Genomic DNA, 14,375 nt, shown 5'->3' with positions numbered 1-14,375 from the left:
AACCGCCGCCCGCTCGACCGCGAGATCCTCGCGCTGGCGGTGCCGGCGCTCGGCGCGCTCGTGGCCGAGCCGCTGTTCCTCCTCACCGACACCGCGCTCGTCGGGCACCTCGGCAGCGCGCCGCTCGCGGGCCTCGGCATCGCGAGCGTGATCCTGCAGACGATCGTCGGCCTCCTCGTCTTCCTCGCCTACGCGACCACGCCCACCGTGGCGCGGCGGCTCGGCGCGGGTGACCGGCCGGGCGCGATCCGCGCGGGCCTCGACGGCCTGTGGCTGGCGCTCGCGCTCGGCGCGGTGGTGCTGGTCGTGGGGCTCGTGGTCGCGGATCCGCTCGTGCGCGCCCTCGCGGACACCGGCGGCGCCGACGCGGACCCGGCCGCCACCGCCGCGGTGGTCGACGCCGCGCGCACCTACCTCGGCATCTCGCTCGCCGGGATCCCCGCGATGCTCCTCGTCATCGCCGCGACCGGCCTCCTCCGCGGCCTCCAGGACACCCGCACCCCGCTCGTCGTCGCCGTCTCCGGCTTCGCGGCGAACGCGGCGCTCAACGCGTTCCTCATCTACGGGCTCGGGTTCGGCATCGTCGGATCCGCGTGGGGCACCGTCCTCGCGCAGTGGGGCATGGCGTCGGTCTTCGTCGTGATCGCCGTGCGGGCCGCCCGGGAGACGGGCACCACGCTGCGCCCCGGGATCCGCGGGGTCGCGCGCTCGGCGGCGTCGGGCGGCTGGCTGCTCGTGCGCACGGCGTCGCTCCGGGCGGCGATCCTCGCGACCGTCGCGGTGGGGGCGGGACTCGGGGTCACCGGGCTCGCCACCCTGCAGATCGCGCTCACCCTGTTCTCGACCGTCGCGTTCGTGCTCGACGCGCTCGCGATCGCCGGCCAGGCGCTCGTCGGCCACGGCCTCGGCGCCGACGACGTCCCGCGCGTCCGAGCGGTCGCCCGCCGTCTCGTGCAGTGGGGCGTGGGCCTCGGCGTGATCCTCGGCCTCGTGCTCGCGGCCCTCTCGCCGCTGCTCGGGCCCGTCTTCACGGGCGACGCGGGGATCCACCGCATGCTCGCCGCCGTGACCCTCGTGCTCGCGATCGGCCTGCCGGTGGCCGGGTACGTGTTCGTGCTCGACGGCGTGCTCATCGGCGCGGGCGACGCCCGCTACCTCGCCCTCGCGGGACTCGTGAACCTCGCGATCTACGCGCCCGCGCTCATCGCCGTGACGTGGCTCACCGAGACCGGCCGCGTCGCCGGCACCCCCGCCCTCCTCGCGCTGTGGGCGGCCTTCGGCCTGGTCTACATCGGCGCGCGGGCGCTCACGCTGGGCCTGCGGGCGCGCGGCGACCGGTGGATCGTGACGGGAGTCGCGCGGGCCTGACCTGCACGCCGCGCGTCAGTACATCGCGAGCGGACCCGCGCCCCGCGGTCCCGGGAACGCGCGGTCGAGCTCCGCGAGCGTCTCGTCCGGGATCACGAGGTCGAGCGCGGCGCGGTTCTCGGCGACGTGCGCGGCCGTCGCAGCCTTGGCGGCCGCGAAGACGTGCGGCGCATGGCGGACGACCCACGCGAGCGCGAGCTGGCCCGCGCTCACGCCGAGCGGCTCGGCGAGGGCGGCGAGCGTGGGATCCGTCGCGAGCCGGCCCTGGTCGAGCGGCGAGTACGCCATCACGGGCATCGAGCGGGAGCGCGCCCACGGGATCACGTCGTGCTCGGGCCCCCGCTGGGCGAGGTTGTAGAGCACCTGGTCGGTCTGCGCGGCGTCGCCGCCGGGGATCGCGGCCAGCTCGTCGAGGTCGTCGGCGTCGAGGTTGCTGACGCCCCACGCGCGGATCAGGCCCTCCTCGACGAGCTCCTGCATCGCGGCGACCGTGTCGGCGAGGGGGTGGGATCCGCGCCAGTGCAGCAGGTAGAGGTCGAGCCGGTCAGTCCCGAGGCGCGCGAGGCTGCGGCGCGCAGCCTCGCCCGTGCCGCGGCGGGACGCGTTCGACGGCAGCACCTTGCTGATGAGGAAGACCTCGTCGCGGCGGCCGGCGATCGCCTCGCCGACGAGCTCCTCGGATCGCCCGCTGCCGTACATCTCGGCGGTGTCGATCGCGGTGAGCCCCGCGTCGAGGCCGGCGCGCAGGGCGTCGAGCTCGGTCGCGCGGGCCGCGGGCTCGTCGCCCATGTTCCAGGTGCCCTGCGCGAGGGCGACCGTGCTGCGGCCGTCGGGGAAGGTGGTCGTGGGGATCTCGGTGTCAGCCATCGCGTCCATCCTCCGCCGATCGGGCGCGGGCGTCAGCCGACCGCCAACGTCGCCACGTAGGCGGTGCACGACGACTCGCCGTCGTCGCCGTCGTCGAACGCGCTGCCCCGGATGCTGACGTACGCCGGTCCCGTCGGCAGCTCGGCGGGCACGACCACCTCGCGGCGGAAGGATCCGTCGGCCGCGACCGCGAACGCCTCGCCCTCCACGAAGGTGCTGCTGCCGTCGGCGGCGAGCGCCTCCGACGCGATGCCGGTCGTGTGGGTTCGGCCGGATCCGTAGCCCAGGTCGCAGTCGACGGCCGCGCTCGAGACGGTCACGGTGCCGCCGGGGGCGACCGTGTCGGGCGAGACCGTGAGCGGGGCGGGCAGGCAGCGCTCCGCCGTCACCGCCCCGCACCCGGAGAGCCCGCCCGCCAGCGGGATCGCCGCGGTCGCGCCCGCCCCCGCGGTCGCGGCCGCCCTCCGCGTCCGCCTCACCGCGGGTCCGCGTGCTCCGGCGGCCAGACCACGGCGAAGCGCTCGAAGACGATCTCGTCGTCCTCCGACCAGGCCGCGCCGCGGGCCGCGCTGACGCGCTCCCAGTAGATGCGGTGCTGCGTGCGCCAGCTCTCAAGGGAGAGGTCGTCCTCGCCCTCGTCGCGCGCGAAGGCGGCGTCGGCGCTCGGGAAGGGGCCGACGCGGAGCTCCGTGCTGCGGATCACGATGCGCGGCGCCCCGGTGCTGTCGCAGGCGATCCAGTGAGATCCGATGCGCGGCACCTCGTCGCCGCGCGCGAGGAAGTCGGCGACCAGCTCGGCGGTGGCGCGCTTCCGGCCCGAGAGCACGATCCCGAGCAGCTCGTCAGCGAGGCGCGCGTGATCCCCGAAGTGCTCGACCGTGTGCTCGGGCCCGGCCGCGGCGGCCTGCGGGTGCGCCTCGGCGTACGCGGCCCACATCCCCGCGGCGGCCTCCCGGTCGGGCGGGGAGACGGGCGCGGTCGCATCGGTCATGGATCCGATGCTCCCACGTGGGCGGTGGGCCGCCTCATCCATCAGCGCGCCCGCGCCACGAACACCATCGCCCGCGACGACTCCGTCAGCGGGCCGCGCGCGAAGTCGCCGTGCACGGCGTCCACGTCGAAGCCGGCCGCGTCGAGCTGCGCCGTGAGCGCGGCGCGGTCGCGGAACGCGAAGGGCTGGACCGCGGTGACGACCTCGCCCGTCGCGACGAAGCGGCTGCGGAAGACGACCGTGACGCGGCCCGGTCCCGTCTCCTCGACCTCGGTCCACTCCTCGAGCGGGCCGTGCGCGGTGTCGCGCGTCGTGGCGGGGCCTCCCCACCTCTCCCACGCGCGGTCGGCCGGGTTCCTGCTCTCGAAGGACAGCGTGGCGCCCGGGCGGAGGGCCGAGCGCAGGTCGGCGAGGGTGCGGATCCACGCGGCGTCGGGGATGTGCTGCACGACGTCGCCGGTCAGGAACGCGAGGTCGAACGGGCCGGGCGGGATCGCGCGGCTGTCGCCGTGGATCCACTCGACCGCGTCGCCGCCGGGCCGGCCGCGCGCGACGTCGAGCATGGCGGCCGACGGATCCACGCCCACGACCCGGCGCCCGGCCGTCGCGAGCGAGACGGTGAGCATGCCCGTGCCGCAGCCGAGGTCGAGCACGGACCGCGCGCCCACCTCCTCGGCGAGCGCCCGGTCGAAGTCGTGGTCGGGTCCGTCGGGGTTGTCGCCGTCGTAGAGCGCAACGAGGCGGGGATCGAGGTCGGGCATGCTCCGACGGTATCGGGCAGCCGCATAGCCTGATCCCGTGACGGAACCGGAACAGCAGCCCGCCCGCGAAGGGCGCCGCCTCCCCGACGCCGCGCAGCGCTCCGAGGCGCTCAAGGAGCGGATCTACGTCACGTTCACGGCGCTCGCGGTCACGATCGCGACCGTGCGCGAGGCGGATCACGCGACCGTCGGCGGCGCCGCGCTCACCCTCCTGCTCACGGTGGTCGGCACGCTGCTCGCGGTGTCGGTGGCCGAGTGCATCGCGCAGATGGTGCGCGACGGGGAGGTGCCGGATGGCCGCGACGTCGGCCACATCCTCTACGTCGGCATCAGCTCCCTCGGCGTCCTGCCCGCGCCGCTCGCGATCCTCGGGCTCTCCGCGCTCGGCGCGCTCGACCTGGCGACGGCCCTGCGGATCATCTCGATCGTGCTCGTGGGGACGCTCGTGCTCGTGACGCTGATCGCCGTCCGCCGCCTGCGCGTGGGGTTCGGCGTCAAGCTCCTGGTGCTCGCGGGCGTGGCCGTGCTCGGCGTCGCGGTGCTCGCGGTGGAGCTCGCCGTCCACTGATCCGCTCCGGATCCGATCCCGGCCGTCCCCGAGGCGACCGACGTAGCGTGTGGGGATGCCCGCCTCCCCGCTCGCGCCGCTCCTCGAGAGCGCCCGCCTCCGCATGCGGCCGCTCGGCCCGGCGGACGTCGACGTGGTGCACCGCCTGTGGGCCGAGCGCGACCCGCGGCATCCCGCGCACCGCCGCGTCGACGACGAGGGGCACCCGTCGCGCGACCAGGTTCTCGACCGCCTGACGGTGCAGGCCGAGGAGTCGCTCCGCACCGGGATCGGGCTGCTCGCGATCGAGCGCCGCGACGAGCCGGGCGTCGTCGGCTACTGCGGCCTCGTCGTCGGCAGCGCCTCCGTCGAGGAGCCCGCGATGGCGTTCGAGCTGCTGCGCGAGGTGCACGGCTCGGGGTTCGCGACGGAGGCGGCGCGCGCCGTCGTCGACGCCGCCCGCGCGACCGGCCGCGCCCGGCTGTGGTCGACGGTCCGCCGCTGGAACTCCGCGTCCGTGCGCGTGCTGGAGAAGGCCGGCTTCACGGACAGCGGCCGCGTCACGCCGGATCCCGTGGACGGCGACACCGTGTGGATGGTGTGCGACCTCCGGGAGCCCGCCGGCGCCTAGCCCGCCTGCGATTCCCAGCGGACCTCGCCGTCGACGCGCTCGTCGGTGGGCGCGAGGCCGAGCCGCCGGGCCACGGCCGCGGACGCCGCGTGATCCGGGTGGATGTGCGCCCGCACGATCCCGACGCCGCCCTCCCGCAGCCACTCGACCATCGCGTCCGCGCACTCGGCCGCCGCGCCGGATCCCTGCGCCGCGGTCCCGACCAGCCACGCCACCTCGGCCACGCGCGTCGGCGCCTCGCCGGTCACGGTCGCCTGCACGAACCCGGCCGCGCGCCCCGACGCGCGCTCGCGGAGGATCCACACGAGCCACCGCGCGGATCCGTCCGGCGAGCGCCCCGCCGCCTGCCGCGCGAACCGGGCCTCGAGCGCGGCGGGCGACGGCGGCGCGCCCCCGGTGAAGCGGTACAGCGCCGGATCCGCGAGCACGCCGACCATCTCCCGCGCGTGCCCGACCACCAGCGGCTCGAGCGCGAACCGCGCCGTGACGAGCACGGGGGCGGGCGTCGTCGTCATCGCTCGAGCCTCCCACGCGCGGGCGGCCCGCGCGCCGCCGCGCGGGACCGGGATCAGCCGAACGCCTCCGGCAGCGCCGACGTGAACGCGTCGAAGTGGCTGTACCAGACCGAGTGCGCGGCGCCGGGGATGCCCCGCACGTCGACGCCCGACGCCGCGAGGCGCGCGGCCTCCTCCGCGCTCACGAAGCGGCTCGGGTCCGCGCGCACGACGATGGATCCCGGCTCCGGCTGCCACGCGTACGACGGGACCGCGGCGAGCGCGGCAGCGGTGGCGGGATCGAAGCGCTCCGCGGCGCGGCCCTCGACCTCGCGATCGCGGTCGGAGTACTCCGGCCGCGAGATCCGCAGCGCCTCGGCCGTGCGGTTCCGGCGGTCGCGCTCGTAGGCGGCCTGGATCTCGACGGGGTCACCGCCGCCACCCGGCGCGAGCGGCGCATCGACGTAGACGACCACCTCGGGGCGCCGTTCGGGGAAGGCCTCCCCGAGCACGATCCCGCCGAACGAGTGCCCGATCGCGAGCGCGGGCCGCGCGACCCCCGCATCCGCGACGGCGCGCGTCACCGCGTCGGCCGCCCGCGGGACGGTCAGCGCGGGATCGCGGTCGGAGAGGCCGTGGCCGGGCAGATCCACCGCCAGCACCCGGTAGCCGCGCGCCGCGAGGAGGGGCGCGATGCGCCACCAGCTCTCGGCGGATCCCATCAGCCCGTGGAGCAGGACGGCCGCGCGCGGCCCGGAACCGGTCTCGTCGATGTGCAGGCGCATCCGGACATGGAAGCACGGGCACGAGGTCGCGGGCCCGGTGACCGCCGCGTGGCCGCCCGCCCGCATGCGGGGAGGCCGTACCCCGCCGATACGCTGACGACGTGACACCCCGCGGCGCACCGGCGCCCTCCGCACCCGCCTCCGCCGCCTCGCCGCTCGCGCTCCCCGGCGGCCGCCGCGTCGCCGTCCAGTTCGCCGCGATGGGCACCGTGTGGGGCGCGAGCTTCCTCTTCATGAAGGTCGCGCTCGAGGGCGTCTCGTTCGGCCAGGTGTCGTGGACGCGGCTCGTGCTCGGCGCCATCGCGCTCGGCCTGATCGTCGCCGCGCGCCGTCTGCCGCTGCCGAAGGAGCGCGTCGTGTGGCTGCACTTCGCGGTCGTCGGCGTCGTCGGATCCGCCATCCCGTACTCGCTGTTCGCGTGGGCCGAGCAGCACGTCACGTCGGGCGTCGCGAGCATCTACAACGCGACCACGCCGATCATGACGGCGCTCCTCGCGACCCTCGCCTTCCGCGTCGAGAAGCTCGGCCGGCGGCAGCTCGCGGGCATCGCGCTCGGGATCGTGGGCGTCGTCGTGATCATCGGACCGTGGCGCCTGGCCCCGAGCGCGGAGGCCGCCGCGTCCGGCGAGCCGCTGCTCGAGCTCGCCGGCCAGCTCGCGTGCCTCGGCGCGGCCCTCTGCTACGGGATCACCTTCGGCTACCTCCGCCGCTTCCTCACGCACCGCGGCATCCCCGGCGTCGTGACCGCGTTCATGCAGATCGGCATGGGCGCCGCCGCGATGGTCGTCGCGACCCCGTTCCTCGCGACCGGCCCGGTCTCGCTCGACCTCCCCGTCGTGCTGAGCCTCGTGGTGCTGGGCGTGGTCGGCACGGGCCTCGCGTACCTCTGGAACATGAACGTGCTCCTCGCCTGGGGGCCCACCGCCACCTCGACCGTCACGTACATCACGCCGGTCGTGGGCGTCGCGCTCGGGATCCTCGTGCTCGGCGAGACCCTCCACTGGAACGAGCCCGCCGGCGCCGTCCTCGTGCTGCTCGGCGTGCTCCTGTCCCAGGGCCGCCGGCGCGGCGGACGTGGATCCGCCGCCCGGGCAGCCGCGACCGCCGCGACCGCCGCACCCGGCGCGGGCACCGCCGCCGCCCCCGCCGCGACGCGCACCCCTCCGACGCCCGGATAGGCTCGCCGGGTGCGTCTCGTCATCGCCCGCTGCTCCGTCGACTACGCCGGCCGCCTCAGCGCGCATCTCCCCCTCGCCACCCGCCTCCTCATGGTCAAGGCCGACGGGAGCCTCCTCGTCCACTCGGACGGCGGCTCCTACAAGCCGCTCAACTGGATGAGCCCGCCCTGCACCATCGTCGAGGTCGAGCCCGACGACGACCAGGCGCTCGCGGGCGTCCGCGAGATCTGGCGCGTCGTGCAGCCGAAGACGGCCGACATGCTCGTCGTCTCGATCCACGAGGTGCTGCACGACTCCGCGCACGACCTCGGCCTCGACCCGGGCCTCGTGAAGGACGGCGTGGAGGCGCACCTGCAGAAGCTGCTGGCGGAGCAGATCCACCTGCTGGGCGACGGCCACGAGCTGGTGCGCCGCGAGTACATGACCGCCATCGGGCCCGTCGACATCCTCGCGCGCGACGCGAGCGGCAAGTCGGTCGCCGTCGAGCTGAAGCGCCGCGGCGACATCGACGGCGTCGAGCAGCTCACGCGCTACCTCGAGCTGATGAACCGGGATCCGCACCTCGCGCCGGTCACGGGCGTCTACGCCGCGCAGGAGATCAAGCCCCAGGCCCGCACGCTCGCCGAGGACCGCGGCATCCGCTGCCTCCTCCTCGACTACGACGCCATGCGCGGCATGGACGACGGGCACGCGCGCCTGTTCTGATCCCGCCTCGGGGCGCTCCCGGCGGGCATCCGATCGACCCTCGTAAGGTGGCAGCGTGACCGCACCCGACACGTCCACGCCCTCCCCCGTCGCGGGCTCCGCGCCCTGGAGCTGCATCCTCTTCGACCTCGACGGCACCATCACCGACTCGGCTCCCGGCATCACGGCGCAGCTCGCGGAGACCCTCGTGTTCATGGGCCTCCCCGTGCCCGGCCCGGCGCAGCTCCTCGAGTACGTGGGCCCGCCCATCCTCGACTCGTTCCGCGACCTCGCCGGCATGGACGACGACGCCCAGCAGCGCGCGCTCGCCCACTACCGCGAGGGCTACGCGGGTGGCGGCGTCTTCGACAGCTCGGTGTACGCGGGCGTGCCCGAGGTGCTGCGCGCGATCCACGCGGCCGGCATCCCCCTCGCCCTCGCTACGAGCAAGCCCGAGTCGCAGGCCCGCCGCGTGCTCGACCACTACGGCATCGCCGACCTCTTCACCGAGATCTGCGGCGCGAGCGAGGACGAGGTGCGATCCGCGAAGGCCGACGTCATTGAGGAGGCCCTCCGCCGGCTGCGCGCGGACGGGACCGACCTCGGCAACGTCGTGATGGTGGGCGACCGCGAGCACGACGTGCTCGGGGCGGCCGCCCACGGGATCCCGACGGTGATGGTCGGCTGGGGCTACGGCAGCCCGGCGGAGGCCGCGGGCACCATCGCCGTGGTCGAGACGGCGGCCGAGCTCGAGGCCCGCCTGCTCCCGACGGCCGCGCGACCCGCCGCCTGAGGCCGCCGCTCCGAATCCCTCACAAGCAGGAGCCTTTCCACAGATCCGGCTGCCGGAGCCCCATCGCCCCGGGGTTAGCAACACGGAGTGACAGAATGACCCGCGGAGGAACCATGTCAACACCGCAGGACCTGCAGGACCCGCTCGCGCTCGACAGGCAGGTCAGCTACTCGCTCGTCGTCGCCGCCCGCAGCGTGACCGCCCTCTACCGACCCATCCTCGACCCGCTGGGGCTCACCCACCCCCAGTACCTCGTGCTCCTCGCGCTCTGGGCCCGCGGGCCGCGCTCGGTCAAGGACCTGAGCCACGAGCTCCAGCTCGACAGCGCCACGCTCTCCCCGCTCCTCAAGCGGTTGGAGGCCATGGGCCACGTGTGGCGCGTGCGCCGGGCCACGGACGAGCGCGTGCTGGAGATCGGCCTCACCGACCAGGGCCGCGAGCTCCGCGAGAGGGCCGTCGCCATCCCGCAGCAGATCCGCGACCGCCTCTCCATGACGGAGGAGCAGCTCGAGGGCCTCAAGACCGTGCTGAGCCAGGTCATCGACAACGCGAAGGCGCTCCCCGAGACCATCTAGACCCGCCGTCCCCGCACCCCGCGCCACCGGCTCCCCGCATCACCGCACCACCCGATCGGAGCGCGACCAGTGACCGACACGGTCCGCGCGGTGCTCCTGCTCGAGTGCTACGTCACCGTCACTCTGCTGGCGCCGCTCCTCCTCGGCCGCCTGCCGCTCGTGGCCCAGCGACCCGTCGCGATGCTGGCCGCCTGGCACGGGTTCCTCGTCACCGCGGTGCTGAGCCTCGGATCCGGGCTCGGGCTCCTCATCCACCAGGGCATGGCGATGCAGGCGGGAGCCGGCCCGCAGCAGGACGCGGACACGGCACCCCTCGCCGCCATCCCGCTGGCGTACGTGGCCGCGGGCGTGCTCGGCGTGCTGCTCTTCCGCATCGTCGAGGAGGGCGGACGGGTGGTGCGCGAGGCCCGGGAGCGCGCGGGCGAGGTGGCGACGCTGCTGCTCGCGTCGCGGCCGTACCGGGTGGCGGGGCGCGACGCGCGGATCGTGGAGTCCGACGTGCCGCTCGCCGCGCTCTCCCCCGCCACCGGCGTGATCCTCCTCACCACCGAGGCGCGCGCCCGCCTCGACGACGACGAGCTCGCGGCCGTGCTCGAGCACGAGACCGCGCACCTCGAGCAGCGGCACGCGCTCGCGGTGCGGATCGCCCAGGTCTCGCGCGCGATCCTCCCGGCGCTGCCCGCCAGCCAGCGCCTCGCGCTCTCCACCACCATCGCCATCGAGTTCATCGCCGACGACCACGCCGCCCGCGTCGCCGGGCCGGCCACGGTCGCCGCGGCGCTCCGCAAGCTGGATCCCGACGGCGGCCTCTCCGCCCTCCGCGCCGACCGCATGCGCCACCCCCGCGGCGGGCACCGGGTCGCGCTGCGCCTGCTGTGCGCGGTGGCGTGCGCGCTGCCCGTGCTGCCGCTGGTCATCGTGCTGCTGCCGCCGGCCTGAGCCGGCCCGACCCGGCCCGGGGCGCCCGGGGCCGTGCGCTAGGGTCTCCTCTCGAAGGGGAGTAGTCCCCCCGGCCTTCGAGCCGGACGGCGATGCGTCGACATGCTGGCCCCCGGGCCCGGTGCATCACCCGCCATGGAGCACGAGCGAGGCGGGCGGACGAGACCTTCGGCCAGACGAACGACAGGCGCGCGATGCGCCGTCGCGTCGGCCGGAGAGCCTCTGAGGTTCCCGGCCGTCGCCCGACCGGAGGACCCATGACGGCCATGCCCCCTGCCCGAACGCCCGATCCGACGCCCGCGCAGGTGCGCCGCTGGCGGCAGCACCTCGCCGACGAGCGCGCCGAGGCCGCCGTCTACCGCGACCTCGCCGGCCGCCGCACGGGCGAGGAGCGCGAGATCCTGCTCGCCCTCGCCGAGGCCGAGGGCCGCCACGCCGACCACTGGATCGAGCTGCTCGGCGACCGCGTCGGCAGGCCCGTGCGCGGCGACATCCGCACCCGGATCCTCGGGCTGCTCGCCCGCCGCTTCGGATCCGTCTTCGTGCTCGCCCTCGCCCAGCGCGCCGAGAGCCGCTCCCCCTACGCGGACGACGCCGACGCGACCGACGCGATGGCCGCCGACGAGCGCGTGCACGAGGAGGTCGTCCGCGGCCTCGCCACCCGCGGCCGGATGCGCCTCTCGGGCACGTTCCGCGCCGCCGTGTTCGGCGCCAACGACGGGCTCGTCAGCAACCTCGCGCTCGTCCTCGGCATCACGGCCACGGGCGTGCCCAACGCCGTGATCCTCGCCACGGGCCTCGCGGGCCTGCTCGCCGGCGCGCTCTCGATGGGCGCGGGCGAGTTCGTGTCGGTGCGCTCCCAGCGCGAGCTGCTCGAGGCCTCGGCCCCGGATCCGGGCACGCGCGACGCCCTCCCGCACCTCGACGTCGACGCCAACGAGCTCGCCCTCGTCTACCGCGCCCGCGGCATGACCGAGGAGGAGGCGCTGGCCCATGCCGACGAGGTGCTGCGCGACCTCGCGGCCGAGACCCGGCCGATCCCCGTCACCATCGCGGGCGTCGCCGCGCCGGAGGACGACCACGAGAGCGTCGGCACCGCCTGGGGCGCGGCCATCTCGAGCTTCTGCTTCTTCGCGTCCGGCGCCGTGATCCCCGTGCTCCCCTACCTCTTCGGCCTCCAGGGCCTCGCGGCCCTCGCGGTCGCGTGCGTGCTCGTGGCGATCGCGCTGTCGATCACGGGCGCCGTCACCGGCCTCCTCTCGGGCGGCCCGCCGCTGCGCCGCGCGGGACGCCAGCTGCTCATCGGGTTCGGCGCGGCCGGGGCCACCTACCTGCTGGGGCTGCTCTTCGACACGCAGGCCGGGTGATCCACCGCCCGCCGCTCCCGGGCGGCGGGCCGCGCCTGCCGCAGCCGATACGGTTGTCCGCATGGCTGACGGAGATGACCCCCGCCGTCGCGAGGACTCCCTCGCGACGCGCATGAGCGACGCGGTGTCGCGCACGAGCGAGCGGGAGGTCGCCCTGCGGGCGATGGGCCTGCTGGACGGGCTGTACGAGGGCGACGACTTCCTGCTGCTCGTCGGCGGACGCCACGCCCGCGGGATCCTCAACGGCGCTCCTCCCCTCTACTGGCCCGAGGCCTGGGGCGCCCGCGCGCTCCTCTACGCCTGGACTCCCGAGGCCGCGAAGGTCGTCGAGAAGAACCTGACGAACCGCGCCTGGCGCGTGCGCGAGGCGTGCGCGAAGGTCGTCGCGACCCGGCAGCTGCCGCTGGTGCGCGCCCTCACCGTGCTCGTCACCGACGAGAACGCCCGCGTCCGCGGCGCCGCCCTCCGCGCGCTCGGCGCCGTCGGATCCCCGGCCGACGAGGAGGTCATCCGTCGCGCGCTGACGGATCCCGACACCTCCGTCCGCGTCGCCGCGCACGACGGCCTCGAGGCCCTCGCCGCCCGCCACGAGCAGGTGCTCTCCCCCGCCGGCCGGCACGCGGCCGCGGCGGCCGAGGCGAGCTCGACGACGGACGCGGACGCGGCCGACCGTGACGAGGACGCCGCGGACGACTCCGCGAGCTGAGGCCGCGCGGCTCGCCGCCTGGGTCGGATCCCGCGTCCCGGCCCCGCCCGGCGGATGGCCGCCCCCGGGTCAGAGGGTGGGGAAGGCGGGGAACGCGCAGGTCGGCGGCGCTCCCGCGTCGGGACCCGCGGTCACCCGCACGTCGGGCCGCGGGGACGCCAGCGGCACGCCCCCGAAGGTCGCGCCGGCCGTCGTGATGTCGGCGACGGCCATGTCGACCCGCGCGGCGTCGACCGACGTGCGGCGGAGCTCCAGGCCCAGCGGGTGCGCCGCGTCGAAGCCCTCGAGCGCCGACGAGGCCAGGTGCAGCGAGCGCGTCGCGCGGAAGCCGTCCACCACGATCCGCGTGAACGAGGGGATCGAGGATCCGACCTTCTCCGAGTAGCTCGGGTCGAACACCAGGGGGTACTTCACCTCGTCGACGCACACGTCGCGGTACTCCACGTCCTGCACGAGGCCGCCGGACTCGGCGCTGCTCTTGATGCGCACGCCGCCGGCCGCGACGGACAGCGCCCCGAAGGCGTCCCGCCCGCTGACGGTGACGCCGGCGACGAGCACGTCGCTCACCCCGGCCATCGTCTCGCTGCCGATCGCGACGCCGTGCGTGCCGAACAGGTGGTCGTCGAGGACGCTGATGTGCGTGGACGCCTCGGTGCCCGCCTTGAGGGCGATGCCGTCGTCGCCGGCGCTGATCCACGAGCGGGCGATGGTCACGTCGGTCGCCCCCGCGGGATCGATGCCGTCCGTGTTGCGGGCGCCCGCGGGTGTGCGGATCCGCACGCCCCACACGGTGAAGCCGTCGCCGTGGTCGAAGGACACGTGCGTGCCGGGCGAGTCGACGAGGTCCACGTCGTGCAGCGTCACCTCGTCCGCCCGCGTCGCGACGACGAGCCGGGGCACGTTCTGCTTGCCGGCCTGCTTGGCGCTCGCCGCCAGCTGCCACCAGCTGATGGCCTGGCCGAGGATGGGGAGGTCGCCGCGGCCGTCGATCCGCCCCTGGCTCATGCCGGGCGCCGTGCTCGAGTCGATCCCGGAGCGCGACGACAGGTCGAGGAACGGCCGGCAGCCGTCGCCCGCGCCGGCGATGGTGCCGCACTTCCCGCGTCCCGCCACCTGGTAGTCGGCGGCGTTCCGGGAGGCGTGCAGCACCACGGAGGGAGCGAGGACGAGCACCTCCCCGACGCGCACCGTGACGGGCGCGCTGAGGAACGCCGCCGTGGTGCTCGAGGCGGCCAGCAGCACCGCTCCGCCGGATCCCGCGCACCGGTCCAGGGCGGCCTGGATGCGCGCGGTGTCCGGCGCGTGCGCCTCGTCGGCCGCCGACGCCTGCCGCCCGGACATGGGCACCTGGGCCGGGACGGTGGCGCACGTGGTGGTCGGCGCGACCGGCTCCCGGACGACCCGCCGGTCGCCGTGCACGGCGGAGCCCGCGGCGTCCGCCGACGACGCGATGGACGCGGCGGACGCCGCGGTCTCCGCGGCGGGGGAGGCCGCGGCGGGGGAGGCCGCCGCCGGGGTCGCCGCGCCGAGGACGAGCAGCAGGCAGCCGGCCAGCGCGGTGGGGAGGCGGTGCGAGGCGAGGCCCATGCGGTGCCCTTCCGACGATCAGGGCGAGGAGGTCCCGCATGATGGAGGCCCACGATAGGGCGGCGGGGCGCGGCGCGGCGCCGACGCTCCCCAGCCCGGTGC

Annotated in this window: 17 protein-coding genes; 10 read left to right on the top strand and 7 right to left on the bottom strand. The window is 75.8% G+C overall.

The window, feature by feature from the left end; genetic code table 11:
* Positions 1-33 precede the first annotated feature (33 nt).
* The gene (locus B5P21_RS01930) at positions 34-1,368 is read left to right on the top strand and encodes an MATE family efflux transporter (RefSeq protein ID WP_045530644.1); all 1,335 of its coding nucleotides are present in this window, start codon (positions 34-36) and stop codon (positions 1,366-1,368) included.
* A 15-nt stretch (positions 1,369-1,383) separates the two neighbouring features.
* Here B5P21_RS01930 and B5P21_RS01925 read toward each other — a convergent pair whose 3' ends face one another.
* From B5P21_RS01925 to B5P21_RS01910, 4 genes are read right to left on the bottom strand one after another with little or no spacing between them, the layout of a single operon-like run.
* Positions 1,384-2,244 carry an aldo/keto reductase gene (locus B5P21_RS01925; protein ID WP_094170696.1) on the bottom strand — a complete coding sequence of 287 codons (861 nt, stop codon included), beginning with the start codon at positions 2,242-2,244 and terminating at the stop codon, positions 1,384-1,386.
* 23 nt (positions 2,245-2,267) lie between these two features.
* Positions 2,268-2,714 (bottom strand): hypothetical protein, encoded by a 447-nt coding sequence (locus B5P21_RS01920; protein WP_045529928.1) that lies wholly within the window; start codon positions 2,712-2,714, stop codon positions 2,268-2,270.
* Positions 2,711-3,226, bottom strand: coding sequence for an ASCH domain-containing protein (locus tag B5P21_RS01915; RefSeq protein WP_094170695.1), 516 nt, complete (start codon positions 3,224-3,226; stop codon positions 2,711-2,713). Before B5P21_RS01915 ends, B5P21_RS01920 begins: the two co-directional genes overlap by 4 nt.
* Before the next feature lie 41 nt (positions 3,227-3,267).
* A complete protein-coding gene (locus B5P21_RS01910; protein ID WP_045529930.1) occupies positions 3,268-3,987 on the bottom strand; it encodes a class I SAM-dependent methyltransferase in 720 nt (239 codons plus the stop codon).
* A 37-nt stretch (positions 3,988-4,024) separates the two neighbouring features.
* Between B5P21_RS01910 and B5P21_RS01905 the strand changes: the two genes are divergently transcribed.
* Positions 4,025-4,555 carry a hypothetical protein gene (locus B5P21_RS01905; protein WP_045529931.1) on the top strand — a complete coding sequence of 177 codons (531 nt, stop codon included), beginning with the start codon at positions 4,025-4,027 and terminating at the stop codon, positions 4,553-4,555.
* 55 nt (positions 4,556-4,610) lie between these two features.
* Positions 4,611-5,165 carry a GNAT family N-acetyltransferase gene (locus B5P21_RS01900; protein ID WP_045530646.1) on the top strand — a complete coding sequence of 185 codons (555 nt, stop codon included), beginning with the start codon at positions 4,611-4,613 and terminating at the stop codon, positions 5,163-5,165.
* On the opposite strand, the gene B5P21_RS01895 is transcribed toward B5P21_RS01900, so the two are convergent.
* Together B5P21_RS01895 and B5P21_RS01890 are read right to left on the bottom strand one after the other, a co-directional pair.
* Positions 5,162-5,680: a GNAT family N-acetyltransferase gene (locus B5P21_RS01895; protein ID WP_045529932.1), complete on the bottom strand. Its 519-nt coding sequence runs from the start codon at positions 5,678-5,680 to the stop codon at positions 5,162-5,164. The two genes, B5P21_RS01900 and B5P21_RS01895, sit on opposite strands and share 4 nt — an antisense overlap.
* A 53-nt stretch (positions 5,681-5,733) precedes the next feature.
* Positions 5,734-6,444 (bottom strand): alpha/beta fold hydrolase, encoded by a 711-nt coding sequence (locus tag B5P21_RS01890; protein WP_045529933.1) that lies wholly within the window; start codon positions 6,442-6,444, stop codon positions 5,734-5,736.
* Between the two features lie 101 nt (positions 6,445-6,545).
* On the opposite strand from B5P21_RS01890, the gene B5P21_RS01885 reads away from it, so the two are divergent.
* The 7 genes from B5P21_RS01885 (at position 6,546) to B5P21_RS01855 (ending at position 12,686) form a co-directional block, all read left to right on the top strand.
* Positions 6,546-7,622: a DMT family transporter gene (locus B5P21_RS01885; RefSeq protein ID WP_045529934.1), complete on the top strand. Its 1,077-nt coding sequence runs from the start codon at positions 6,546-6,548 to the stop codon at positions 7,620-7,622.
* 9 nt (positions 7,623-7,631) lie between these two features.
* Entirely contained in the window at positions 7,632-8,327 is a 696-nt protein-coding gene (gene nucS, locus B5P21_RS01880; protein WP_045529935.1) for an endonuclease NucS, read from the top strand.
* A 55-nt stretch (positions 8,328-8,382) separates the two neighbouring features.
* Positions 8,383-9,099, top strand: a complete 717-nt coding sequence (locus tag B5P21_RS01875) for an HAD family hydrolase (protein WP_045529936.1) — start codon at positions 8,383-8,385, stop codon at positions 9,097-9,099.
* A gap of 113 nt (positions 9,100-9,212) precedes the next feature.
* Positions 9,213-9,674, top strand: a complete 462-nt coding sequence (locus B5P21_RS01870; RefSeq protein WP_045529937.1) for a MarR family winged helix-turn-helix transcriptional regulator — start codon at positions 9,213-9,215, stop codon at positions 9,672-9,674.
* A gap of 69 nt (positions 9,675-9,743) precedes the next feature.
* Complete coding sequence (locus B5P21_RS01865) at positions 9,744-10,613, top strand: M56 family metallopeptidase (protein WP_045529938.1); 870 nt, start codon at positions 9,744-9,746, stop codon at positions 10,611-10,613.
* 257 nt (positions 10,614-10,870) lie between these two features.
* On the top strand, positions 10,871-11,980 hold the full coding sequence (locus B5P21_RS01860; RefSeq protein WP_045529939.1) for a VIT1/CCC1 transporter family protein: 1,110 nt from the start codon (positions 10,871-10,873) through the stop codon (positions 11,978-11,980).
* A gap of 61 nt (positions 11,981-12,041) precedes the next feature.
* Entirely contained in the window at positions 12,042-12,686 is a 645-nt protein-coding gene (locus B5P21_RS01855; protein WP_094170694.1) for a HEAT repeat domain-containing protein, read from the top strand.
* A gap of 69 nt (positions 12,687-12,755) precedes the next feature.
* Here B5P21_RS01855 and B5P21_RS01850 read toward each other — a convergent pair whose 3' ends face one another.
* Complete coding sequence (locus tag B5P21_RS01850; protein WP_045529940.1) at positions 12,756-14,273, bottom strand: glycoside hydrolase family 28 protein; 1,518 nt, start codon at positions 14,271-14,273, stop codon at positions 12,756-12,758.
* Positions 14,274-14,375 lie beyond the last annotated feature (102 nt).

Origin of the sequence: Clavibacter michiganensis subsp. insidiosus (assembly GCF_002240565.1) — a bacterium.
Classification (GTDB): domain Bacteria; phylum Actinomycetota; class Actinomycetes; order Actinomycetales; family Microbacteriaceae; genus Clavibacter; species Clavibacter insidiosus.
Note: the sequence above shows the minus strand (reverse complement) of the source record. Positions and strands in the feature narration are given on the sequence as shown.